Origin of the sequence: Bradyrhizobium sp. ISRA464 (assembly GCF_029910095.1) — a bacterium.
Lineage (GTDB): Bacteria > Pseudomonadota > Alphaproteobacteria > Rhizobiales > Xanthobacteraceae > Bradyrhizobium.
Window position 1 is genome coordinate 6,913,365 of record NZ_CP094526.1, and the last position, 24,807, is coordinate 6,938,171.

Genomic DNA, 24,807 nt, shown 5'->3' on the forward strand with positions numbered 1-24,807 from the left:
CAGCTCCCAATACAATTCCGGTTACCGGATTGACGAAATGAGTGGCCGCGCAGGCGACGCATGTGACAGGCTCGTAGCGATCCTTGCTTGAACCGGTAGAGCTGAAGACCTCTTCGGACAATAATCCCTGTACCGTGCGCCCCGTCCACGGGCAGCAAAAGAGAATGGGGCGCCAAGTCTGTCGATCAGCCATTTCTTTGGTCCATATGATACGCCGAGGGCGTTGTCGGACCTGATCAAGTTCAGGCCGATGATCGCAAGATGACAATTGTCGTCCGGTCAAAGACACCAAGCCAACCTTATCTATGGGCGGACGCTTCGCCGGCGATAGGCTGTCCACGCCGCGCCGAGGCCGATCAGGGCGGTCATCAGGATGATCGCAAGGACAGCCTGCACGATATCGAAATTCGCAGAGTCCGGCGTAACCAGCAACGCCGCGATCGGCGCTGCGATGATGAAGAAGATCCAAACAATCCAGGACATCGATTGGCTTCCAAATGAGGTAGCGGACTAACTCGCGGCCTTCGCGTCTTCCCGAAATTCAAGGTGGTAGCCGGAATAGGTGTCGACAAAGCAGAAATGATCATGCACGTCCTTGACGCCCGCGACGTTCTCCGCTGCCACGATTGCTGCCCGGCGCAAATCAGGACTGATGATGACGCCGTGAAGGTGCACAATGCCGTTACGCACAGCGACCTCAAAACCAATCGGGCACCAGTCCGTGGCGCTGACCTGCTGAACGATGCGGTCGCGGATATGGTCGTCGTCTGCAGTTAGATCCGGGATCTCGGCCGCCTTGCTGGCAACGGCCTGCAGCAGATTCGAAGGGGCCACGATGCCGACTAGGTCCTTGCCGCGCATCACTGGCAGGCGCTTGACGTTCTTCTTTTCCATCAGGCCCACGAGCTCGTCCAGCGATGCTTCTTCCTCGACCGTGATCGGCTCCAGCGTCATCACGTCCTCCACCTTGCGGCCCCGCTCACGGATGAAGTCGACGGCTGCTCGGCCGGGTCCAAGGAAGAACTGCAGCCAGGCCGGACGCTTGCGTCCGGTTCCGATCTCGCTGCGGCGCAGGAAATCACTCTCCGAGACGATGCCCACAAGCCTGCCATCGGAGTTTACGACCGGCACCCCACCGATGTGGTTGCGTAGCATGATGTTGGCGGCGTTCTCGATCGAGGTCTGAGGAGTGACCGTGATGACGTTCTTCGTCATGACCTGGTGAGCTCGCATGGAATGCCTCCTGAGCCTAATGAGTTGAAGGTAGGGCGTCCTGCGCTGCAGGCTTTGACTTAGCTCAATCGAAGCAACGCCAGCCTTGTGGATCTATCATTCAGGTTCTTAAGCTGGAGATTGGTGCGTCCATGCCTGACCGTTGTTGGGTAGCTCAGCTTCTCCAAGGAAGGCGACCGTCGTCGGCCGACTTTCGCTCTCGCAAGAGAATAAGGTCGTGCAAATTGCGTCTGGACTGGCATTGCTTGCGCATTTCAGTGCAACCTGAGGCATGCTACAGTCATGCCGCGCAACACATTTGCCGTGACACCGCCGGCACGACCTCCTGCAGACGGGAACGGCGATAGCGGCTCGGGGCCAAGAGATCGAGGCTTGCATCGACTGCGATGGGCAGGATTGCGGGCTGAATGTCAGCGTGATCGGTGTCGAGTGACACGATTTTTGCCGAACGCCCGAGGACGGTCAGATGTGGGACGACTTGGCTCCTCCGAGACCTCCGTTGAAACTCCGGCTTTTCCGCCGTCGGGCGTCTTGAGGCGAGGCTAAACGACGTCCGGGCGAAGCAGCATGTCGACCGTGATGGTACCGCGGGCGCGCGAGACACATGCGCAGATCTTCTCGCTGGCGCGTTTCTGCTGCTCGCTGAAGAAGACGTCACGGTGATCAACCTCCCCGTCGACGCCGATGAGGTTGATGGCGCAAACGCCGCACTCGCCGCGACGGCAATCCGAAATCACCTCGTAACCTGCCGCATTGAGCGCGTCCAGCATCGAGCGATCGCGCGGAATTTCGATCTCGACGCCCTGTTCGGCAAGGCGCACCCGAAAACTTTCGGTCGGTAGCAAGCCGCTCGAACCGAAAGTCTCGTAGCGCAGGTCGGACAATGCGCGCCCGTCATCGATCCAAGCTCGTCGCGCGGCATCGAGCATACGCATCGGGCCACAAAACAGCGTCATGGCATCAGGCGGCAGCGACGCGAACGTCGCGGCGAGATCGAAGCGACGCTTTTCGTTGCCGGCATGGACAACAAGGCGCTCGTTCAACAAGGGGACCAGAACATCCAGATAGGCCGCATCCTCGCGCGAACGCACCACATAATGCAGAATGAACTCAGCATTGCGCCGGGCGAGCGCCTGTGCCGCCCCGATCAGCGGCGTAATGCCGATGCCGCCGGCGACCAAGCAATAATGTTGACGCGCCCAGTCAATCGGCAGCAACGAGATCGGCAATGTGACGTTCAGCCGTGCCCCCGGCGCGAGCGACCACATGTAGCGCGAGCCGCCACGTGAGTCATCCGCCCGCCGCACCGCAATACGGTAGCCGGCGCCGTCCACTTCACCAACCAGCGAGTAGGACCGCGTCTCGGGCTGGCCATGGACGACGACAGCAACATCGATGTGGCTTCCAACCGGGTAGGCCGCGCCCTTATAATTGTCAGGTCGGATCAGAAACTCGCGGATTGAAGTCGTCAGATCGCGTGTCGCGATCAAGGTGGCGGGCGTCCGTGTTTCGATGAAGCGCATGCGGTTCCTCCTCTAATCGCCTGCCGTCCTGATGAGCGCCAGTCCGGGGAGCAGATCGAAATGTGTCCTATTCTTGAGCACCAGCCGCAGATTTCGTGCGGCCAGCCGCGCGTGCTCGCGCATGACCGCTTCGGCCCGCGCCCCCTCGCGGTTCTCGATTGCGTCGATCACGACTCGATGTTGATCCTGCGCGATCAGCAGCGTCCGGGAAGCGTCCGGCAGCGTCGACTGCGTCATGACAAAACCGCTCGGCGAGGCGAACGGGAGCGCCGACGCGCGATCGACCTGCCGGATCAGGGGTGGGCTGCGCGACAGTTCGGTGAGCTGCGCATGAAAACGCGCATTGAGCGCGACGTAGGAGGCGAAGGCCTCGACTGAGATCGGGTCCTGCCGCACCAGGGTATCGATCTCGTCGAGACAACCCTTCATGGATTCGAGATCGCGCGATGAGACGCCTCGCTCGGCGGCAAAGCGCGCCGCAAGTCCTTCCAACGTGCCGCGCAGTTCGATCGAATCCAAGACATCTCGCTCGGAGAACGCCTTGACCATGAAGCCGCCGGAGGGGATCGCTTCCAAAAGACCCTCCTCCTCCAATCGCACCAGCGCCATTCGCACCGGCGTGCGCGAGACACCGGTGGCCTGCACTGCCTGCAATTCTGAGATTCGCGCGCCTGGCCGCAAATCGCCCGACAGGATCAGGTCGCGCAAACTGAGCTGCGCGCGCACTGTTTGCGAGACGGCGCGATCGCTGTCACGCTCGGCCATGCCTTACTCCGCCGCCTGCCGTTGCGGCGGATGCTCCGCGCCAATCATGCGATCTATCAGTCGGCGTGCCCACATCGCGCCCGCATCGATATTGAGGTTGTAGAAGACCCGGTCTGGGTTTTCGGCGATCGCGCGCTGCTGCGCCTCAAGAATCAGCTCGTCCTCCCGAAAAATGCCGGCAACGCCTTCGCGGAGCTCGGTGGTGAGACGCTGCTCGCCTAACCGATAGTTGCGCACGAATGCCCAGAAGTAGTGACAGCTCGTTTCCGTCTCCGGCGTGATGGTGTTGAGGACAAGACCGTTGACACCGGCCGAGCGATCGCCCTCGGGTGCGCCCGTCCCGGCGGGCGCGACGCCGACATCGATATTGATGGTGCATGGTGCCTCGAAACGAATGATTTGCCAGCGGTCCACCGGACCCGGCTTTTGCAATTGCTTGGCCCAGAACGGCGGCGCGGTAATTCCCTTCATCCAACGCGTGACGGTGACGGTCTTCTCGCCATGCGTGACATCGAACGGCGCTTCCGCGATGGCGTCATTGCCAATGCTGGCGCTGTGGACGAACGTTTCGTGCGTCAGATCCATGAGGTTGTCGACGACCAAACGGTAGTCGCATTTGAGGTGAAGGGTCTTACCGTCGCCGGCCCACGCGGAATCGTCGTTCCAGTGCATGTCCGGCACCAATTGTGGATCGGCCAGCGCGGGATCGCCCATCCATAGCCAGATGAAACGATGACGCTCGACAACAGGATAGGAACGCACGCACGCGGAGGGGTTGATTGTGTCTTGCGAGGGCATGAAGGTGCAGCGCCCCTGCGCGTTAAATTTCAACCCATGGTAGCCGCAGACGACAGCGTCGCCCTCAAGTCGCCCCTTTGAAAGCGGCACCAGCCGATGCCAACAGGCATCTTCCAAGGCAGCCACCTCGCCGTTGCTGCGGCGATACATCGCGACGTGCTTGCCGCATACGGTACGCGGCAATAGCGCCTGCTTCACGTCAGCATCCCAGGCAGCGGCGTACCAGGCATTCATTGGAAAACAGTGGTCCATTGGCGGTCCTCGTTGTTCACCGATGGATACATTCTGTATCCACTTCTTCCACGATAACAGATGAAATCGGGTCAAATATTGACAAAGAACCTGCATCTGGCGGCATTCACGTCAGGTTCTGTATACATTTCGAGGTCGGCTCATCGCGGTCGCGCATCTCCATTTTGCCTGCCCGGCTGATGGAAATTGGCCCGCGAACCCGACTTTCGTGTCAGGGTGGGAGCAACGCCAAATGCGGATCCTCCGTCCCCACAGGGCGCGCCGCTGTGGCAAAGCCAAGATCGGCGCGCCATCAGCACCTTCCCTACATACTGTCGCGGATACGTGGGGCTTCTGCAGCGAGCAGGTGACACGCCGGTAGAGTCCTCGACCTCACGGAATCGCCAAGTCAAACGCGACCTGAAGAGGCCGCCAATGCCGGACAGCGCGTACAACTGGTCACGGCCATCGGTGTTCGCTGCTTTGCAGTGTCGGGTGTCAAACGCCATCCGGAACTGCCCCCTTTGCGTCATGAAGAACTGCCCCCACCATCGGGTTCATGATGTCGGTTGAAGATTGGCTCCGCCGCTGACGGGACGGAGGGAGGCGGAGCCGACCGGAGGGCCGTCAGCGGCGGGCGGCTTGATGAGGCCGCTCTTTCGCTTGGCGCGGAGCCGGTAGCTGTCGCCGCGGATGGTCAGCACGTGGCTGTGGTGCAAGAGCCGGTCGAGGATCGCGGTGGCGACCACCGGATCGGCGAACACGGTGCCCCATTCGGCAACGCTGCGGTTCGACGTGATCAGCATGGCGCCGGTTTCGTAGCGGCGGCTGACCAGCTGGAAGAACAGATGCGCCGCATCGGGCTCCAGCGGCAGGTAGCCGAGTTCGTCGACGATCAGCAGCTTTGGCTTCGCCAGCGCGAGCAGTTTCTCGTCCAGGCGCCGCTCACCATGCGCCTTGGCGAGGCCAGCGACCAGCGTCGTCGCCGTGGTGAACTGCACCGTGTAACCGGCCAGGATCGCCTCTCGCCCGAGCGCGATCGACAAGTGCGTCTTACCGACGCCTGGCGGGCCGAGCAGCAGCACGTTCTCGCCGTTGGCGATCCAACGTGACGCGGCCAGGTCGCGGATCTGCTTCGGATCGATCGACGGCTGCGCCTCGAAGTCGAAGCCCGCAAGCTCCTTCACGGCCGGGAAGTGTGCGAGTTTCAGCGCCATCTCGATGCGGCGATGATCCTTGCGCGCGATCTCGCGCTCGCACAGCAGGATCAGCGTCTCACGCGCCGATAGGTTCGCGCGCGCCGCCTCATCGAGCAGGTTGTCGAGCTGGTCGCGGATGCCGGATAGCTGCAATCGCGCCAGCATGGCGTCGAGCCGATCGATTGGTGCTTCGGTAGCCTTCTTTGTGCGCGCCATCAGAAGCTCCCTCCGATCGCTGCTTCGTATTCGGCAAGAGGACGCAATAACGAGGGCAGTGGAGAAGGCGCCGGCACTGTCGGTGTCGCGATTACCGGTCGGCAGACCGCGCCATTGCGGCCGGCAACCCCGTCCAGGTGGGCGGAATCGACGATCCGCAGCCGGCGACCTTCCGATTGCCTGTGGACCGCAACCTCGCGCATGCCGTGGCGGATGCGCACCTCGCCGGCCGCAACGGTCACCGCCACGCGCTCGCCGATCAGCCGCCACGGCACCGAGTAGCTGTTCGTGTCGATCTCGACGGCACAATCGTTGCCGACGACGCGGGTCAGTTCGCGCAACAATCCGAACGACGGCAGCCCGCCGAGCGGCTTCAACCGGTGTGCCTCGTCACGCACAAAGCGAGCGATCGGCGCCTCGCCGGTGGTGCCATGGATACGCACGTTCGCCACCTCACGCTCCCACTCGGCGAGATGCACCTCAAATGCCTCCCAGCTCGCGAAGGAATGCCCCGCGATCGCGTTCTTCTTCACGTAGCCGACGCCATTCTCCGTCTTGCCCTTCGTGCGCGCCCGATACGGCGCGCAGGCGCGAGGACGGAAGCCCCAATGCTTTGCAAACGCGATGAGCTTGTCGTTGAACTGAACCGATCGGCTCACCGCGTCGTGGCGCACCACGAGCGCGCGTGGATTGTCCATCAGCACTTCCTCCGGCACGCCGCCGAAGGTCGTGAATGCGCTCTCGAGCCCGGCGAACCAGTGCTCTTGCTTCTCGCCCCGGAACGCACGGACATGCAGCCGCCGCGAATGCCCGAGCGTCGCCACGAACACGAATGCCTTGATCTTTACCCCGCCGATCTCGACCAGACGCTCCCCGAAGTCGATCTGCAGCTGTCGGCCTGGGGGCGTCTCGAACCGCGTCGTCGCCAGCGCCTCCGCCTTCAGCGCCTGGCGATAGGGCTGCACGGCGCGTTGCAGCGTTCGCCGGCTGATTGCTACCCCTTTCTCGGCCAACAGGTCCTGGCGCACCACATCCGCATTGCCGCGATGCCGAATGAACCTCTCGCGCAGCCAGCCTTCAAGGCCATCGAGCCGCTTCGCCCGGTCAGGCGACTTGAACGGCTTCACCCCGCCCGCCGCCACGTAGTCCTTCACCGTGTGATGGCTGCAGCCCAGCTGCCGCGCAATCCGCTTCAGACCCCACCCGCACGCCCTCAGGCGCAACATCTCCGCCACGTCATCCGGCGTCTTCATCACCTGCCCCCGTGGATCACTCCACGACGAGCCTTCCGTGATTCGTTCCTCGTTCATTCGCTCTCTCCTCGGCTATCCAGGGAGGGGGCAATTCCTCGTGACGCCGAGGGGGCAGTTTTCCATGGCGCGCGACATCGGGAGCAGATTCCACTCCTGTCATTCATTGTTCCGAGACGATCTCGCCCAGCATTCTGGGATGACGTCAGTAACGCTGTGACTTGGCGCTCCTGAGCCACGCGTGAACGAAGCGCTGCCGTCACTATCATGCACTACTCGTTTCGCTGACCAGCCTTACCTGCCTGACAGCAAAGCTAACGACCGCGCCCCCCCGAGAAATAACTGCGATCCGTCAGTTTGCATCGAGGAGAGCTCCGGCGCGCAGCGCGTGCCCAACTGGTTGGGCGAGCCAATCAAGCTCGACGGAGAAAATCTCGCGCTCCAGGAATGGTGGCCACGTAGCTCACGCCTTAAACGTGAGATCTGCCTGCGGCTGAGACGCGCTCGGTAGGATCTTTTGCGATCGCATCCCATGTATCAGATGTCGCCACGCCCGTTGGTCATCGTGCTACCAGCCTGGGGGCGGAGGTACAGTGTAGAGCTTGGGCAACACGGGCGCTGTGTAGGCCGACTGATATGACAAGCTCAAGGTCGACGCCCCCAGGGGTTTTGGTGTGACAGAAGCTTTTCACAGCAACCAAGGTGCGACAATCCTCAGATTGAGCCAGATGTCGTTCTCGCCAGCGACGACTACTCTTCTAGCTGCCTATGTTACGCACGATTACAAGCGAGACGGTTGCTCGTTTCCGAGCCAGGGCTTGCCTCAGTACGGAGGTCCGAGCCCGGCACCGCCTCTTTTGCCGCATCGAGAGAGACGTGGAGTCTAAGTGGTCCACCGAGGTCATTCGGGCGGCGTTAGACCATTGCGGCGTCAGCTGATCAGGTTACGCGGGCAACGGAACGAGCAAGAACCAACGTGGATCTCGGCATCCCCTCCGAGCATTGCTCCATACTTTCACGGCGTGGATACCTACCATCCAAACAATGGATTTTACCATTGTTGCGGAATGCTGCATCGACGCCGCCACCCCTCTCATGCCGATCACGTCACTGACCATCGCGTGACGCTGCTCGACTAAAGATGGGATGGCGCTATGTCGACAGAAAACGACAGAAGGGGAGCTCAACTGGCGAACGCAATCATCGCCACGGTCAAGAAGCAAGTTGCGGAGCGACGACAAAACAAACGAGCGCTACGTACTTGACCTGGCTTGGCATCCAATCCCGGAAGTTAACGGAATCTACTGGCGGCACATCCAGCGACGTCGCCGCGTTCGCGGCACGAATGCGCGCCAGCACGGAAGACCGTCGAGTCATCGTCAGGCCCGTCCAAGAAGCGCCGCCCCGGTTGGCGCACTTCTTGCTAGACAGAGCAGGATAAGCAGAAACTGAAAGCCTGCCATTGAAATGACGCCGCACGTGTCGAACTGCCGACATCAACGTCTTCAATCGGACACGGCAAGAAACGACTGACGCATATGATGCCGTCGCTTCTCAACGCGCGGCGGCTCGTATTTGAGTTTGCGTCCAAGGGAGGAGCGACATGACCACCATCGCAACTGCGGCGCCTGCGCGGGCATCGCGATCTTGGTACAAACTTCTTTACGTCCAGGTTCTGATCGCGATCCTCCTTGGCATCGTTGTCGGCTGGTTGTGGCCGTCACTCGCGACCAACGAGTGGGTCAAAGCGCTTGGTGATGGCTTCATCAAGCTGATCAAGATGGTCATCGCGCCGATCATTTTCTGCACTGTGACGTCCGGCATCGCGCATATTCAAGATGCAAAGAAGGTCGGAAGAGTTGGCATCAAGGCGCTAGCCTATTTCGAGATTGTCTCCACCTTTGCCCTATTGCTGGGGCTGGTAATGGGCAATCTGTTCCAGATCGGTCGGGGGCTTTCCGTCAAACCGGACGCTGGGGCGGTCGCCAACTACGTAAGGCAGGCGGAAACCTCCAAAACAGTCGATTTCATCCTCAATATTATTCCCGACAGCGTGGTCGGCGCTCTTGCGCGCGGAGACGTCCTGCAGGTACTCCTGTTCGCGGTCTTGTTCGGCTTTTCGCTGATGGCGCTGGGCGAGCGCGGCGAGAGGCTACGCGGCATTATCGACGACGCCGCGCATGCGGTGTTTGGCGTGATCGCCATTGTCATGAAAGCGGCTCCCATCGGGGCGTTTGGCGCCATGGCCTTTACGATCGGAAAATTCGGGCCCGCGGCACTCGGCAACTTGATCGGCCTCATCGCATTGTTTTACGTGACGGCGGCGCTATTCGTCCTGGTCGTGCTTGGTGTTATTGCCCGCCTGGTCGGCTTCTCGGTTCTCAAGTTCATCGTCTATATCAAGGACGAGCTCTTGATTGTACTTGGCACCTCGTCCTCGGAAAGCGCGCTGCCGCAGTTGATGGAAAAACTTGAGCGACTGGGCTGCTCCAAGCCAGTGGTCGGGCTCGTGGTACCGACCGGCTACTCCTTCAATCTCGACGGCACCAACATTTATATGACGTTGGCAACGCTGTTCATTGCGCAGGCGCTCGGGGTCGATCTCACCTTTGGCCAACAGCTCACGATCCTGGTCGTGGCAATGTTGACCTCGAAGGGTGCAAGCGGCGTTACCGGCGCAGGCTTCATTACGCTCGCCGCAACCCTATCAGTGGTCAACCCAGCGCTCGTGCCCGGTATGGCGATCGTGTTCTCGATTGACAAATTCATGAGCGAGGTGCGAGCCCTGACCAACATCACCGGCAACGGCATTGCCGCCGTGTTCGTGTCCTGGTGGGAAGGCGAACTCGACCACGCAACACTGCGTGCGCGGCTCGACAAGGACATCGATCTCACCAAGGCGGAGCCGACGGACACCGCGGGGTAGATCTACAGCTTGTCGGCGATGGCGAAATGCCACCAAGTCGAGTGCGGCTGAGTTCGTCATTCTGGGTGCTCAATCCGGCGGAGGGCGTCCAGGATTGTGCCCCCAAAAGTTTGTCTCCGGCAACTCAGCTTTCCGTTGCCTAGCGTCGGCATCCGGCGCAATAGTGGCGCATAGCTTGGAAACCGAAACGAGCATCTCGCAAAGCCGTCGGTTCCAATATTCCGGGCGCGGTCCAGCGCCAAATCAGCTCGCGTAGAGATGAGCTTTCACGCGCGAGACTGTTCTCTCGAAAGCATGGAAGCGGACGAACGACGTCGAACGATTGGGGCGACCAAAAAAACCAGTTTGCCCGTCCGGTCATTCGAAAAACGCTCAGAACCTTGAGCACGGCCCCGTCCGAAGAGATGGACTTCGCTGGTCGCGCTGCGAAGGGCGGACGAAGCCGTTCTGCGGCCAGTCGAAGTCAACCTGGGTTGGACACTCCTGCCTTTGATCCGATCTGTCTCCTGCAAGCACTACTCGCCGTCGAGCGAAGAAAATCGGGAGCCGAGACCAGCGGCTCTCACGCCGAGGCGACGTTCGATATTCAAACATTTGGCGGAACTATACGAACGTTTGTAATGCGCTTCCCTGCTGGTCGTGCTGATTCTCACAATCGATAACCGATCGTGGAGCCGCTCAGGCGCGCTCTCGGTCGAAATGAATTGCCCCATTTTTGCCCAAAATGTTAATCTCTTCCGGCATCGATTAAGGCCGGACAGTTGACAGGCATGCGTAATCAATTCACCAAGCTCAAGCATCCAGCCTGGCGGCTTGTTTCCGGGAGCCTAGCCTTGGCGGTGGTAACGCTCGCTTCGTTCTACTTTCGCCCCCACTTCGCCGCGACCGCGTTTGCCTATCTGGCGGTGATCGTGGCGTTTTCTCCGATGGACAGCTTCATTGCACCAATTGCGCTGTCCATGATTTCGATCGCGGCATTGGTCTATTTCTTTATGCCGCCAAGTTTCAATCTTCGGATCGACGATCCGCAATATCTTCAGGTGGTTGTCGCGTTCCTGATTACGTCGATTGTTGCAACGTACGTCATCGGACGGCTCCGCCTGGAACGGGAAGATACGCTTAAGGCAACGGCCAGGCTCAAGCGGGAGGCAGCCGATTTGCGCGACCGCCAAAAGCAGTGGCGCGAAATCTTTGAGCACAACCCAGTCATGTACTTCATGGTCGATGACGCCGGCATGGTCCTAAACGTCAATACCTTCGGCGCGACGCAGCTCGGCTACGCGCGCGCGGAACTGATCGGCCAGTCCGTCCTGCAGGTTTTTCTTCAGGATGACCGTGCGTTCGTGCGCGACTGCATCGCCAAGTGCCTTGAACAGGTCGGCCAATCGCACACTTGGGACGTTCAGAAAATTAGGAAGGACGGCTCGGTCCTGTGGGTGCGTGAAAACGCCAAAGCCATGGTATGGGCCGATGACAAGCCGATCGTCCTCATTGCCTGCGAAGATATCACCGAGAGAAAGCGCACGGAACTTGCCCTGCAGCGAAGCGAAGCGCATCTGGCCCAGGCTCAGGAATTGAGCCGCACCGGCAGTTTCGGTTGGAATGTCGCCACCGGCGAGGTCTTTTGGTCAAGAGAGACTTTTCGAATTTTCGGACTCGATCCGGCCACTGAACCAAATCCGGGCCTGGTCGTCGAGCGGACCCATCCGGACGATAAGGCTTCTGTCCAAGAGATCATTGATCGCGCGATGCGAGACCAAGAGGATTTCGAGCATGAATACCGAATCGTGATGGCGGACGGTTCAATAAAGCACATCCACGCGCGCGCGCGAGCCATCACGACCGCATCTGGGGACATCGAATTTGTGGGGGCAGCGACGGACGTTACGGCGACAAAGCAGGCGGAGCAACAGTTGCGCCGTAGCGAAGCCAATCTGGCCGAAGCCCAGCGTCTCAGCCATACGGGCAGTTGGACCTGGGATGTCTACCGTCGCGATTTTGCCTATCGCTCCGCCGAAGTCGATCGTCTCTTTGGCTTCGATCCGGAAGAGGCTGCGTCGAGAGATGCGATCCTCTCGCGGATCCATCCAGATGACGTGCCGCCGCTTCAGGAGGTGCAGCGTCAGGTTGTCGAAGGCAAGGGTGAGAACTTCGAGTATGATTTCCGAGTCCTGCTTCCCGATGGCACAACTAGGCGCATACATTCCGTCGCGCATGCTATGGTCGGGGGCGACGGCTCTTCGCGCGAGCTCATCGGAACCCATATGGACGTCACCGAGCAGTACGCGGCCAGGGAACGGTTGGAAAACACACTCGCTGCGCTGCGAGAAAGCGAGCAACGCTTTCGCGACTACGCCGAAACTGCTTCGGACTGGCTCTGGGAGACCGGCCCGGATCACTTGGTCACACACCTCTCGGAGCACACCAGCGCCGCAGGAATCTTGGCGACCGGCCTCATCGGCCAGCTCCGCTGGGACATTGCGTGCGACGTCGACGCAGAACCCGAAAAATGGCGAGAGCATCGAGCAACGCTGGATGCGCATCTGCCGTTTCGCGATCTGGTCTATCGCACCGTCAACCGGATGGGGGCTCCAATCTACGTTCGGACCAGCGGCAAGCCTTTCTTTGACGTGGACGGCAACTTTCTCGGCTACCGTGGCGTCAGCACCGACATCACCGCGACGATTCGCGCAGATCAAGCGGAGCAAGAGCTGCGGAAGGCTCAGGCCGAGCTTGCGCACGTGACGCGCGTGACGACGCTGGGGGAATTGACGACCTCCATTGCCCACGAAATCAATCAGCCACTTGCCGCCATTATCAGCAATGCCGACGCGTGTCTCGGTTGGATGGGTCGCGAAACTCCCGATCTTTCCGCTGCGCGTAGGTCTGTTGAGTGGATTATCGAAGATGCAATTCGAGCAAGCGAGGTCATCCGCCGCATCCGCGCACTTGCGAAGAAAGGCGAGATCGAGATGGTGCCTCTCGGTCTCAATGAGGTCATCAACGACGCCATCGCGCTCGTGACGCGTGAACTGTTGACCCACCACGTGAGACTACGAACCGAGTTGGCGCCTGCGCTTCCAGCGGTCCTCGGCGACCGGGTTCAACTGCAGCAGGTGATCATCAACCTGGTGATGAACGGAATCGAGGCCATGCAAACGGTTGAGGACCGGCCGCGCGAACTGGTGATTCAGTCATGCAAAGACGATCGCGGATCCGTGCAGATTGCGGTGACTGATTGCGGCGTCGGAATCGCCGATGATCACGCGGATCATGTCTTGGATCCTTTCTTCACCACCAAATCGAGCGGGCTTGGAATGGGCCTTTCGATCTGCCGTTCAATCGTTGAGGCTCACGGGGGGCGTCTGTCGATTGTCCGCAAGGCGGCCCCGGGCGCGACTTTCCAATTCACCCTGCCGTTCCATAAGGAGGTCGTGTCGTGACCGAACGCTCTGACTCGCCGCGCCAAGGCAGGGAAGCCGAGGGAGCAACAAGCGCGATCGTCTTCGTTGTCGAGGATGACGCCTCAATGCGTCGATCGCTCACCAACCTTTTTCAGTCGGTGGGCCTGGAGGTCGTTGCTTTTGGATCGGCTCGCGAAATGCTGCAGAGCAACGTTCCAGATGTCGTAAGCTGTCTGGTTCTTGATGTCCGGCTGCCGGGATTAAGCGGACTTGAGTTCCAGGCCGAGTTGGCCAAGTCGAGCCTTCACATCCCGATCATTTTCATCACAGGCCATGGCGATATTCCCATGAGCGTGAGAGCCATGAAAGGTGGCGCGGTCGATTTTCTTACCAAACCATTTCGCGATCAGGAGCTCCTTGATGCGGTGCTTGCGGCGATCGAACGCGATCGCAAGAGACGGGAAGCCGCGAAGACAATCGCGGGCCTCCAGTCGTTGTTTGAGACTTTGAGCCCGCGCGAGCAGGACGTGTTGAAACTGGTGACGGCCGGCCTGATGAACAAACAAGTAGCTGCGGAGCTCGGCCTCGCCGAGATTACCGTCAAGATCTATCGGGGACACGTGATGAAGAAGATGGGCGCTCGGTCGTTGGCCGATCTGATCAGAATGACTGAGACGCTGGGTATCCATGACAATCGGCCCGAACAAACCTAAGTATGATTTTACAATCACGTGCCCCAAGCCCACTTTCCGCTCAGGGAGGCTAATGCTTCGGAAAGCGCTTTTGCGGGTCAGGAGGGCTCGTCTTGTCCACGCCTTTGATTTCCGTCGTTGACGACGACGCCTCGGTCCGTGTTGCGATAGAGAATCTTCTGAAATCGCGCGGCTATATCGTCCTGACGTTCGCGTCGGCCGAAGAGTTCCTGCAGTCGATGCAGTTGCACGAAATGTCCTGCGTGATCACGGACGTACAGATGTCGACTATGAGCGGCCTGGATATGCTCGCGGCCACACGCGCCCGCGGTTACAACGCGCCGTTCATTTTCATCACGGCGTTTCCCAATGACCGCGTTCACGCCGCCGCGCAGAGTGCCGGAGCGGCTTGTTTCCTGGCCAAGCCATTCGCCGGGCAGACGTTGATCAAGCACCTCGAAATCGCTTTAGAGGGACACCGCGGTGGGCCAGGCACCTGAGCGGATGAACGATCTAGGAGCACCTCTCGCGCGAACCTGCGCGCGAATGAGCCATCGGAAGGGTGAGTGTTGCGGTCGGCAATAGTGCCGACGTCGACGGTCCATTTGCCCTGCTGTTGTGTATGCAGCTCGTAAACAGAACGGGTGGCGACGCCAACCGTTTCATTCGCGCCAGCGTCACGCGATATTGTTGCCGTTCTTTTCCATCGCACCGCGGCCTCGCCCGGGCTCTTTGGGCCGCAGTCATCGCACGGGAAAAAAGCGCCCGGTCCCTTTCGGCAGCCGGGCGCACGTCGTCACGTGTAGTTGTTGCCGATGCGAGCAATTTTACTGCGCGAAACCACGACATCCAACTCGCGCGATCGACGCTGCAACGATGAAGCTAAGCTTTGTCGAACATTCCGAGCAGCAGTCTAGCCCAGATCGTGGAAGCTCTTCTCAATCGTGAGACGCCAAACGCGTCGGGTCGGCGCACGAGAACCCCGGCGCGGCCGATTATTCTCCTTCCGCGGGACATCTTCAGAATGTTCGATGATCACATGAAATCGTCTTCATCGGAATATTCTGATGAGCTTGCCGCAGGTTTTGCATTTCTGCCCTCACCCTCGTCGGTTTTGGAAAGATATCGCGCAGACGTGCCTGTTCGCTGCCACTTACCATGACTGAGCGTCCACTTCTCTGACTTCGTTGGATCGAGCACCATGTTGTCATCATCAACCTCAACGAAGCCCAACTTTTCTGCACGAGCTCTTGCTTCATCATTCGCCGGGCGCAGATTGAGCAACGGCCGTTTACCGTCGAGACCAAGTTGATACTCGAGCAGAATATCGCCGGCATTCTCGACAAGCGGGTGGACGACCTGAAGATCTACGGTGGAGGTCGTTCGAGTGCGTCCCGGAAACAGTTCCTGCCACCGTTCGACGTCGAACTCGGTCATGCTGTCTCCGCCCTCCATTCTTAGAAGCCCGACACTCTTACTTCCAAGGTGGTAGCTGAAGTATCGCGCCTGATCCGAATCGCGAGTGGTTCCATATTCCTCGGCGACCTCCGCGGTTCGCCTTGCTTTATCGGATATGAAGTGTGAGTACTCTTGGGGATTGTTGGCGATATGCCAGATTTCCGGGCCGTGAAAGGCCTGCGCCTCCTGCCTGAACGCCGCCTTGGTCATCTCGACCACGGGCGGCCTGGAAACGACGGAGTACGGCCGCGCTGACGACGACGATGAGTAACCGTTCGAATCCGAGGCGCCTAAACGCAGTTCGGCGAACGTATCCGCGAACCTATCTCCATAAGCGTGCTCGTCGTCTTCGGCCGAACGCGACCATTGGCCGTTGGATGAGCCACCGATTCGATTATACATGACGATACGTACTCCTGGACATTTCAGCATTGGCTTAAGGCCGACTAGGCCCGCAGAGGCTGATAGGTATCCAGGCTTACCAAAAGCTGACGTGGATTTTCGAGATCGCCTTCCAGGGCCGGCGTGGTCACACATATTTCCAATCGCCAATAACGGCGCGTGCTTGTTTCCGAGCGGACCAGCTTCCGCCACGAGCGTGATCGCGGCCGATGATGCCAGACACCAGCAATTGGAGCGGAATAGTCGCACGATTGATGCGATCAATCGGCCTCCTTCCCCAGACCGCCGCCCGGCGCTTGATAACGTCTAGGGCTGGCCTGTCTCCTCGAGCTGGCGAGCGGAGTGCTGCACGAGCTCGCACAGGCGGAGTGATCGGGATCGGCCTAACCACATGGCCCGATCCTCGCCAACGACAACCAATTTGGATAGGAGCGAGACTGACGATGTGGTCGGTTCTCGCATTCACGGAACAGACGCAACCAAACATCACCGGATCGCGAGACGGCCAGGAGCCTCGCGGGCGATCGCTCCGTTGCCGCCTATTCGACGGTCACCGATTTTGCGAGGTTACGCGGCTGATCGACGTCCGAGCCGATGACGGCGGCGGTGTGATAGGCCAAAAGTTGCACCGCGATGGCATATACCATCGGCGTAAAGGTTGCGGCCATGTCCGGCAGCACGATGGTCACGAACGTGTCGAGCGCCGCTTCCGAGGCGCCCTTCGTATCGGTTATCAGGATGATCTTGCCGCCACGAGCAGCGACTTCTTGCATGTTCGAGACGGTTTTACCGAAGACCCGGTCGTAAGGCGCTATCACCACGACCGGCACCGTCTCGTCGATCAATGCAATCGGACCATGCTTGAGCTCTCCGGCGGCATATCCCTCTGAGTGGAGATAGGAGATTTCCTTCAGCTTGAGGGCGCCCTCCAGCGCCAGGGGAACCGATGTGCCACGACCGAGATAGAGCACGTCACTTGACCCGGCGATATCACGCGCCAGTTTCTCGATCTGCGGTTCGACCGCCAGCGCCGCGGCAATCAGCCGGGGCACTTCGATCAGCTCACGCACGAGCTTGCATTCATCGATCTCGGATAATTCTCCACGCTCTTTACCCGCCGCGACCGCAAGCGCGGCCATCACCATCAACTGGCAGGTGAAGGCCTTTGTCGAGGCGACGCCGATTTCCGGCCCCGCCAGCGTCGGCAGCACCGATTCGCTCTCGCGTGCAATCGTCGACGTTGCCACGTTGACGACGGAGATCGTGTGCAGCCCCTGGCCCTTGGCGTAGCGCAATGCGGCCAACGTGTCGGCGGTCTCCCCTGACTGAGAAATGACGATCGCGAGGTCCCCCTTGCGCAAAGGCGCCTCACGGTAACGGAACTCGGACGCGACATCGACCTCGACCGGGACGCGTGCCAGCCCCTCGAACCAGCATTTCGCAATCTGCCCAGCATAGCTCGCCGTGCCGCAAGCCGTGATCAAGATACGCTCAATGACATTGAAGTCGAATGGCAATTTCAGCGGCAAGGCTACGCGCCCAGCGGTCATGTCCACGTAATGGGCCAGTGTCTGCCCGACTACTTCCGGCTGCTCGTGGATTTCCTTGAGCATGAAGTGTGGATAATTCCCCTTGTTCACGAGGAGCGACGACGCACCACACTTTGACGGTTCCCGATGGACGACATTCCCCCGTGCTCCATAGATGACACTGATCGTGCGGGTCAGAACCGTCCAGTCGCCGTCTTCAAGGTAGGTGATGGTATCGGTGAACGGCGCGAGCGCGAGAGCGTCCGACCCCACATACATTTCGCCATTACCATGCCCAATCGCAAGGGGCGCCCCCTGACGCGCACCGATCAGGAGGTCGTCGTGGCCTTTGAATAGGAAGGCCAGTGCAAAAGCTCCGCGCAACCGTGGCAGCGACGCCTTTACCGCCTCCTGCGGCGAGCAGCCATTCTGCAGATAGGATTCGACGAGATGCGCGACCACCTCGGTGTCGGTCTCGGACTCGAATTGGGCACCACTTTGCTCCAGTTCGGTGCGCAGCTCGCGAAAGTTCTCAATGATTCCATTATGAACGACCGCGACATTCTCCGTCGCATGCGGATGGGCGTTGCCCTCAGTGGGCTTTCCGTGAGTCGCCCAGCGGGTGTGACCAATGCCGGCATGACCCGACAAGGGCTTGCGACGCAGCTCCTTCTCGAGATTGTTCAGCTTACCTTCGGCGCGGCGGCGCTCGATGCGAAGAGCTTCGAGCGTCGCGACACCCGCCGAGTCGTAGCCACGATATTCCAATCGCTTGAGTGAGCCGATCAACCGCTCGACGACCGAACCACGACCCAAGATTCCGACAATTCCGCACATACCGATCAATGCACCCATCTTCAAGGAACCTGGCATTCACCCCGATAGGAAAGCCATCACGACATTCATCTGACGGATAGTCACCAGCAATCATCTCGGGCGTCGCTGCAGCCTCATTTGGCATCGTCGCACGCGTACGCACGCGTCAATTCTCGTTCTTGTCATCATCAGTTCGCCCAACCGCATTGCGGTTTTGGCGAGCGCCACTGAATACAAGCGGCGATGCGGCAGCAGACGACGTGACGACATCGAGATGAACCGGATATTCAGGCGCGTCTCCACGCTCTGGTGTGGCGGCCAGCTCCGGCACCAGCGGAGCCTTCGCCCGACAGCGACGATAGCAATCATAATCGCGTCGCAGACCAATGTCGTGCAAGTGACCTCCTTCTAAAGATCGACGACAGTCGAGGCGGGTCGGCCGACGGCATGTCCGGCGATAAAACTTCATGATCGTGGTTCGACCCGTCGTGGTCGAGAGCCACGCTTGATTCTCCGGTACGAGACCATAAGAACCTTCTGCAGCGCCACAGCTGGAAGGATACGCCAGTTAACATCCAAATAGCCGCGCTCCACCATTCTGCTGATAACCTCAGTTAACCGGCCCAGAATGCGGACAGATAAGCTTTTGAAAAGGCGGAGCTGCGCACCTGAGGGAACGACGACCATACGGCTTCTCTCAACGACACGATGCGCATTGATAGGGCCCACCTCTTGTGTTGAAACGCACTTTCGATTCCTGCCATCTAGATTGCCGCTGCCTTATCCTGTTTCGAATGTGCTTTCCGTCTTCTCTCTATCTTGCGGACGTTCTGCTTCGCCGGATTGATTTAATCTGAAAAGCATTCGGCGCTGTTGCAACGGCACTGCCGCGAAGCATCAGTTTACCGCGCAAGCGTTGATCTTGAAGACCGCGACACTCGAACCAACGCGAACGGCGCTAGTCGGACCAACGCCAGACTAGAAGGATCGGGATCGGCAGCTCAACTGTACGGAAGTAAACCTCCGATATCGAAACGTTTGATGAACTATACATACGTTTGCACCGCTTGATCCGCGCTCAGGGCGTCGCTTCGCGCCTGAAAACACGGGCTGTGCGGATCCAGCGCCTGCAGACCGCTCGGGATCGCAGACTCCTATGCTCTGTTCGGGTGTCGAAGGCCGAGCTGTTTTTTCTACTGAAGACAGTAGGCCGTGACCTGAACGTTCGGCGGGAGGTGTGCATAAAGAGCGGCCTCCGCACTGCCTGGTGGAAGATAAATCAATGTATATAATGCGCATCTTTACTTGACGTGTATTATCAAGGCGAACGATTGCTCTCCTCCACTTCGTGTGATCGCGACCCAGCATATCCAGGCTCTTCCGAAAGGCCGCTGCGCAGATGGCGTTGCCGAGCTCAACTTCCGCTCCGTGCTCTGGAGACGACATGGCAGCTCAGGATTCGAAGCGGCGCGTCGCGCTGATCACCGGTGTCACCGGGCAGGATGGCGCATATCTCGCCGAATACCTGCTCGGTCTCGGCTACACCGTTCATGGGATCAAGCGCCGGTCGTCCTCGTTCAACACCGCGCGTGTCGACCACCTCTATCAGGACCCGCATGCCGGCAACGTGCCGTTCCTGATGCACTATGGTGACATGACCGATTCCACCAATCTGATCCGGCTGATGCAGCAGATCCGCCCGACCGAGATCTACAATCTCGCCGCCCAGAGCCACGTTCAGGTCAGCTTCGAGAGCCCGGAATACACCGCCAACGCCGACGCCATCGGCGTGCTGCGCCTCCTGGAGGCGATCCGGATTCTCGGCATAGAAAAGGAGACGCGGTTCTATCAGGCCTCGACCTCGGAGCTCTACGGCCTAGTGCAAGAGGTGCCGCAGAAGGAAACCACGCCATTCTACCCGCGCTCGCCCTACGGCGTGGCGAAGCTCTACGGCTACTGGATCACGGTGAACTACCGTGAGGCCTACGGCATGTTCGCTAGCAACGGCATCCTGTTCAACCACGAGAGCCCGATCCGCGGCGAGACCTTTGTGACGCGCAAGATCACGCGTGGCGTCGCTCGCATCGAGGTCGGCCTTGAGAGCACGATCTATCTCGGCAACCTCGAGGCCAAGCGCGACTGGGGCCATGCGCGTGACTATGTTGAGGGCATGCACATGATCCTGCAAGCGGATCATCCCGATGACTTCGTGCTGGCGACCGGCGAGACTCGCTCGGTGCGCGAATTCGTCGAGCTGGCGTTCGCCGAGGTCGGCCGCGCGATCGAATGGCGCGGCAAGGGCGTCGACGAAACCGGCGTCGACAAGGCGTCGGGCAGGACCGTGGTTCGCGTCGACCCGACCTATTTCCGTCCGGCCGAGGTCGATCTCTTGATCGGCGACTCGAGCAAGGCGCGCGCCAAGCTTGGATGGAAGCCGAGGACGTCCTTCGCGCAGTTGGTGAAGGAAATGGTTGCCGGCGATCTCGCAGAAGCCAGACAGGACGCCGCCAATGGCAAGCACTCCGTATGAACTGAAGGGCAAGACTGTCTTCGTCGCCGGCCATCGCGGCATGGTCGGCTCGGCGCTGATGCGCCGGCTCGCCCGCGAGGGCACGACCCTTTTGACGGCGTCGCGCAGCGAAGTTGACCTCCGCCACCAGGCCGCCGTGGACGCTTGGTTTGCCGCGAAACGTCCCCAGGCCGTGTTCCTTGCCGCGGCCAAGGTTGGCGGCATTGTCGCCAACAACACATTGCGGGCCGAGTTCCTCTACGACAATCTGGCGATCTCGACCAATGTGATCCAGGCCGCGCACGCCACCGGCTGCGAGAAGCTGATGTTCTTCGGCTCGTCCTGCATCTATCCGCGGCTGGCGGCGCAGCCGCTGCGCGAGGATTCGATGCTGACCGGCCCTCTGGAGCAGACCAACGAGCCTTATGCCATTGCCAAGATCGCCGGCATCAAGATGGCGGAGACCTATCGCAGCCAATACGGCTCCGATTTCATCAGCGTGATGCCGACCAACCTCTACGGTCCCGGCGACAATTATCACCCGGAGTACAGCCACGTCGTCGCGGCGCTGATCCGCCGCTTCCATGAGGCTAAACTGTCGGGGGCGACCAACGTCGTGGTGTGGGGTACCGGCACGCCTCGGCGCGAATTCCTCTATGTCGACGATCTCGCTGACGCCTGCATCCACCTGATGAAGGCCTATTCCTCTCCTGAACTGGTCAATATCGGCACCGGCGAGGATATCAGCATCGCTGAATTCGCCCGCGCAGTCGCGGCTGCCGTCGGCTATCGCGGCGAGATCAGCTTCGACACGTCGCGCCCGGACGGCACGCCGCGCAAGCTGCTCGATGTCAGCCGCCTGGCCAAGCTCGGCTGGCGCGCCACCACCTCGCTCGAGCACGGCATCAGGCTCGCGTATCGAGCGTATCTCGACGACAGTAACGCACGGCGAGAGTAAGCCCACTCGTGCCGGACACGCAGGGATGAAGCAGAGCAATCGAGCGCCGCAATCAGTCGGTTGCGATTCTACTCCCGATCGGGACGCCGATTTGGCAGCCGGACCAGGCTGCAAGCTTTTCGAATTCGAAAGCGCGAACGCTTGACGATTGATTCTGAGCATTCGCGCGAAATCGTGAGACGGGGTTGCCCGATGGCATCATGGCGACGATGCGCCTCACCGAAAGGACAGAGTAGGACGCGCCCACTCTATGCCCGCAGCCTGTCGCTCTCCTTGATGCAGGCTTTCGCCGAAGCTTCAGTACCGCCGCCACGCAATTTGTTGCCCATCCGACCAGGCAAAGCGAAATACCACGGGTCCTGGGGTGTGCCGGCCTTTCGCAGACCGGCGTGTGATCGACTCCGGAACGGTCTTTTCGCCATATCCCGCCGACTAGCGGGATATTCACGCAATTGGACCGCCCGCCTTTCAGCGCAGTGCATTTGTCCGAGTCGACATTCACCATCGACGACGGCGTTCGGGCCGACGATCTTCATGCAATCAGCAGGCTGCTCGTAACTCGCGGGCGGCTGCGACCATATTGACCAAGGCGGGAAGCACCTCCTCCCATCTTCGGGTTTTTAGGCCGCAATCTGGATTGATCCAGAGCTGCGAATCGGACAATCGCTGCCTGGCCAGCGTTATGAGATCTTTCATTTCGTCCTTGCCGGGAACGCGTGGCGAATGGATATCGTAGACACCCGGCCCGATTTCGTTCGGATATTTGTAGTTCTTGAAGGCGTCGAGCAATTCCATCTTCGAGCGCGACGTCTCGATTGAAATGACGTCTGCGTCCATCGCCGCAATCGCATCGATGATATCGTTGAATTCGGAATAGCACATGTGCGTATGAATCTGAGTTTCGTCGGCAGCACCGGACGAACAGATGCGAAAGCTATCCACGGCCCAATCGAGATAACTCCTCCATTGTGATTTGCGTAACGGCAACCCTTCGCGCAACGCGGCCTCGTCTATCTGGATTATTGTCGCTCCCGCCTCCTCAAGGTCGAGCACCTCATCGCGGATCGCAACCGCAAGCTGGCGGCAGGCATCGCTTCGCCGAATATCGTCACGGACAAAAGACCAGTTCAGAATCGTCACCGGTCCAGTCAACATTGCCTTCATTGGCTTGTTGGTCAGCGACTGCGCGTATCGCCACCATTCGACCGTCATCGGCTTCGACCGCGAGACATCCCCAAACAGAATTGGTGGACGGACGTAGCGCGAGCCATACGACTGAACCCAACCGTGCTTGGTGAAGGCGAATCCGGAAAGCTGCTCGCCGAAATACTGCACCATGTCATTGCGCTCGAACTCACCATGCACGAGAACATCGAGCCCGATATTCTCCTGCCATAGCACCGCACGCGCCGTTTCCTCTCTGAGAAACTGCTCGTACTGCGCGTTGCTCAACCCTCCTTTGGCATGGCAAGCGCGGGCATTGCGAACTTCCGCGGTTTGCGGAAACGATCCAATGGTCGTCGTGGGAAATGTCGGCAAGGCAAACCGCGCGCGCTGGGCCTCGGCGCGCTTTGCGAAAGGACTGCAACGGTAGCGCTTGGTTTGGTCGATCGCAGCCATGCGCGCAGCGACGTCCGCATTGTGGATCTTGGGCGATTGCTCGCGTGCAAGTGCCGCGTTTTTTGATGCCGCGAGCACATCGGCCACGCCGGCACGATCGCCAGCAAGCGCCCTTCCTAGGGTCGCTAGTTCCTTAATTTTCTGAACCGAGAAAGCCAGCCAGCTCTTTACATCGGAATCGAGATCGGTTTCGAGCCCCAGGTCGATTGGAACATGGAGCAGCGAACATGAGGGGGCGATCTGGACGCGATCAGTGCCGAGTTTTGCCACGGTGGGCGCCAGCTGATCGACCAGCGCTGAAAGGTTGGAGCGCCAAACGTTGCGCCCATCGACGACCCCCAGTGAGAGAACGAGATCGTTGCGAATCCCAGCGACGATCGCGTTCAGCGGGTCTGCCCCCCTTACCAAGTCGACGTGGAGCCCGGAAACCGGCAAAGCCAAGGCCGTATCGAGATTACCGCCGATGGTCCCAAAGTAGGTCGCCAGCATGATTTTAAGAGCAGGTATCTCCCTAGCAAAATAGGTATAGGTACGAAGCAAGGCTTTGCGGGATATTTCGTCGAGGTCCAAGACCAGACAGGGCTCATCGAGCTGAACCCATTCTGCGCCGCGCGCGACCAGCTCACGAAGAACGTCGACATAGACCGGCAGCAGTCGATCCAACAGCGACAATGGATTGAATGAAGGATCTGCGCTCTTGCCAAGCTTCAGGAAGGTCACTGGGCCAATCAGCACGGGACGCGTCTGGTAACCAAGCCCCTTTGCCTCCTCATATTCCTCAATCGGCTTTCGAGAAGAAAGCCTGAAGATCTGCCCCTTGTGAAATTCAGGGACCATATAGTGGTAATTGGTGTCGAACCACTTCGTCATCTCCTGCGCAGGCGCGCCCTGTGCAGGATTGGAGTGAGGGCAACTCGCATCGAGTTCACCGTTCGGCGCACCGCGCGCCATAGCGAAGTAGGTGTAGAGCGGTACAGGACCTGTGGTGCAATCGTAAACATCCGGAATGGCGCCCACCATCACACTGGTGTCGAGCACATGATCGTAAAGCGAGAAATCATTCGACGGAATGACGGTCGCGCCGAGCGATTTCTGCCGCGCCCAGTTAGCAGTGCGCAGTCCAGCTGCCGCTTCAAGCAGCTGCGCTTCGGTGGACTTCCCGGTCCAGTAGCTTTCGAGCGCGAATTTGAGTTCACGGCGCGGACCGATGCGTGGCGTACCAAGTGTAGCAACGGGAAGTGAAAGGACGGACATAGCTCTAACCCCTGGTTTGGGGCA

17 protein-coding genes are annotated in these 24,807 nt (G+C 59.7%); 6 read left to right on the forward strand and 11 right to left on the reverse strand.

The window, feature by feature from the left end; translation table 11 throughout:
• Positions 1–303: 303 nt before the first annotated feature.
• The 7 genes from MTX19_RS32120 to istA form a co-directional block, all read right to left on the reverse strand.
• The gene (locus MTX19_RS32120) at positions 304–483 is read right to left on the reverse strand and encodes a hypothetical protein (RefSeq protein ID WP_280980812.1); all 180 of its coding nucleotides are present in this window, start codon (positions 481–483) and stop codon (positions 304–306) included.
• Positions 484–510: 27 nt separating this feature from the next.
• A complete protein-coding gene (locus tag MTX19_RS32125; protein WP_280980813.1) occupies positions 511–1,233 on the reverse strand; it encodes a CBS domain-containing protein in 723 nt (240 codons plus the stop codon).
• Between the two features lie 542 nt (positions 1,234–1,775).
• Positions 1,776–2,756 carry a PDR/VanB family oxidoreductase gene (locus tag MTX19_RS32130; RefSeq protein WP_280980814.1) on the reverse strand — a complete coding sequence of 327 codons (981 nt, stop codon included), beginning with the start codon at positions 2,754–2,756 and terminating at the stop codon, positions 1,776–1,778.
• 12 nt (positions 2,757–2,768) lie between these two features.
• On the reverse strand, positions 2,769–3,521 hold the full coding sequence (locus MTX19_RS32135) for a GntR family transcriptional regulator (protein WP_280980815.1): 753 nt from the start codon (positions 3,519–3,521) through the stop codon (positions 2,769–2,771).
• A 3-nt stretch (positions 3,522–3,524) separates the two neighbouring features.
• Positions 3,525–4,571 carry an aromatic ring-hydroxylating dioxygenase subunit alpha gene (locus tag MTX19_RS32140; RefSeq protein ID WP_280980816.1) on the reverse strand — a complete coding sequence of 349 codons (1,047 nt, stop codon included), beginning with the start codon at positions 4,569–4,571 and terminating at the stop codon, positions 3,525–3,527.
• Positions 4,572–5,107: 536 nt separating this feature from the next.
• Entirely contained in the window at positions 5,108–5,965 is an 858-nt protein-coding gene (gene istB, locus MTX19_RS32145; protein WP_280980571.1) for an IS21-like element helper ATPase IstB, read from the reverse strand.
• Entirely contained in the window at positions 5,965–7,275 is a 1,311-nt protein-coding gene (gene istA / locus MTX19_RS32150; RefSeq protein WP_280980572.1) for an IS21 family transposase, read from the reverse strand. The genes istB and istA overlap by 1 nt, the downstream gene beginning before the upstream one ends.
• A gap of 1,543 nt (positions 7,276–8,818) precedes the next feature.
• On the opposite strand from istA, the gene dctA reads away from it, so the two are divergent.
• The 4 genes from dctA to MTX19_RS32170 all read left to right on the forward strand — a co-directional run bounded on the left by dctA (position 8,819) and on the right by MTX19_RS32170 (position 14,737).
• Positions 8,819–10,141 carry a C4-dicarboxylate transporter DctA gene (gene dctA, locus MTX19_RS32155; RefSeq protein WP_280973509.1) on the forward strand — a complete coding sequence of 441 codons (1,323 nt, stop codon included), beginning with the start codon at positions 8,819–8,821 and terminating at the stop codon, positions 10,139–10,141.
• Between the two features lie 770 nt (positions 10,142–10,911).
• Entirely contained in the window at positions 10,912–13,584 is a 2,673-nt protein-coding gene (locus tag MTX19_RS32160; protein ID WP_280973510.1) for a PAS domain S-box protein, read from the forward strand.
• On the forward strand, positions 13,581–14,258 hold the full coding sequence (locus MTX19_RS32165; protein WP_280980817.1) for a response regulator transcription factor: 678 nt from the start codon (positions 13,581–13,583) through the stop codon (positions 14,256–14,258). Before MTX19_RS32160 ends, MTX19_RS32165 begins: the two co-directional genes overlap by 4 nt.
• Before the next feature lie 92 nt (positions 14,259–14,350).
• Positions 14,351–14,737 (forward strand): response regulator, encoded by a 387-nt coding sequence (locus MTX19_RS32170; protein ID WP_280980818.1) that lies wholly within the window; start codon positions 14,351–14,353, stop codon positions 14,735–14,737.
• A gap of 535 nt (positions 14,738–15,272) precedes the next feature.
• On the opposite strand, the gene MTX19_RS32175 is transcribed toward MTX19_RS32170, so the two are convergent.
• From MTX19_RS32175 to MTX19_RS32185, 3 genes are all read right to left on the reverse strand, one after another.
• On the reverse strand, positions 15,273–16,097 hold the full coding sequence (locus MTX19_RS32175; RefSeq protein ID WP_280973514.1) for an Effector protein NopP: 825 nt from the start codon (positions 16,095–16,097) through the stop codon (positions 15,273–15,275).
• Between the two features lie 539 nt (positions 16,098–16,636).
• Entirely contained in the window at positions 16,637–18,463 is a 1,827-nt protein-coding gene (glmS, locus tag MTX19_RS32180) for a glutamine--fructose-6-phosphate transaminase (isomerizing) (RefSeq protein ID WP_280984944.1), read from the reverse strand.
• 145 nt (positions 18,464–18,608) lie between these two features.
• Positions 18,609–18,839, reverse strand: coding sequence for a hypothetical protein (locus MTX19_RS32185; RefSeq protein WP_280985643.1), 231 nt, complete (start codon positions 18,837–18,839; stop codon positions 18,609–18,611).
• 1,047 nt (positions 18,840–19,886) lie between these two features.
• Here MTX19_RS32185 and gmd point away from each other — a divergent pair.
• Complete coding sequence (gmd, locus tag MTX19_RS32190) at positions 19,887–20,972, forward strand: GDP-mannose 4,6-dehydratase (RefSeq protein ID WP_280980820.1); 1,086 nt, start codon at positions 19,887–19,889, stop codon at positions 20,970–20,972.
• Entirely contained in the window at positions 20,953–21,909 is a 957-nt protein-coding gene (locus MTX19_RS32195) for a GDP-L-fucose synthase (protein WP_280985644.1), read from the forward strand. Before gmd ends, MTX19_RS32195 begins: the two co-directional genes overlap by 20 nt.
• 540 nt (positions 21,910–22,449) lie before the next feature.
• Here the strand turns inward: MTX19_RS32195 and metE are convergent.
• Entirely contained in the window at positions 22,450–24,783 is a 2,334-nt protein-coding gene (metE, locus tag MTX19_RS32200; RefSeq protein WP_280985645.1) for a 5-methyltetrahydropteroyltriglutamate--homocysteine S-methyltransferase, read from the reverse strand.
• Positions 24,784–24,807: the final 24 nt, after the last annotated feature.

Bases quoted from the DNA above. Each gene is read 5' to 3' on its own strand.
- glmS (WP_280984944.1), bottom strand. From the start codon at position 18,463: ATGTGCGGAATTGTCGGAATCTTGGGTCGTGGTTCGGTCGTCGAGCGG.
- MTX19_RS32125 (WP_280980813.1), bottom strand. From the start codon at position 1,233: ATGCGAGCTCACCAGGTCATGACGAAGAACGTCATCACGGTCACTCCT.
- istB (WP_280980571.1), bottom strand. From the start codon at position 5,965: ATGGCGCGCACAAAGAAGGCTACCGAAGCACCAATCGATCGGCTCGAC.
- MTX19_RS32195 (WP_280985644.1), top strand. From the start codon at position 20,953: ATGGCAAGCACTCCGTATGAACTGAAGGGCAAGACTGTCTTCGTCGCC.
- MTX19_RS32160 (WP_280973510.1), top strand. From the start codon at position 10,912: ATGCGTAATCAATTCACCAAGCTCAAGCATCCAGCCTGGCGGCTTGTT.
- gmd (WP_280980820.1), top strand. From the start codon at position 19,887: ATGGCAGCTCAGGATTCGAAGCGGCGCGTCGCGCTGATCACCGGTGTC.
- MTX19_RS32130 (WP_280980814.1), bottom strand. From the start codon at position 2,756: ATGCGCTTCATCGAAACACGGACGCCCGCCACCTTGATCGCGACACGC.
- MTX19_RS32120 (WP_280980812.1), bottom strand. From the start codon at position 483: ATGTCCTGGATTGTTTGGATCTTCTTCATCATCGCAGCGCCGATCGCG.
- MTX19_RS32175 (WP_280973514.1), bottom strand. From the start codon at position 16,097: ATGTATAATCGAATCGGTGGCTCATCCAACGGCCAATGGTCGCGTTCG.
- MTX19_RS32140 (WP_280980816.1), bottom strand. From the start codon at position 4,571: ATGGACCACTGTTTTCCAATGAATGCCTGGTACGCCGCTGCCTGGGAT.
- istA (WP_280980572.1), bottom strand. From the start codon at position 7,275: ATGAACGAGGAACGAATCACGGAAGGCTCGTCGTGGAGTGATCCACGG.
- dctA (WP_280973509.1), top strand. From the start codon at position 8,819: ATGACCACCATCGCAACTGCGGCGCCTGCGCGGGCATCGCGATCTTGG.
- metE (WP_280985645.1), bottom strand. From the start codon at position 24,783: ATGTCCGTCCTTTCACTTCCCGTTGCTACACTTGGTACGCCACGCATC.
- MTX19_RS32135 (WP_280980815.1), bottom strand. From the start codon at position 3,521: ATGGCCGAGCGTGACAGCGATCGCGCCGTCTCGCAAACAGTGCGCGCG.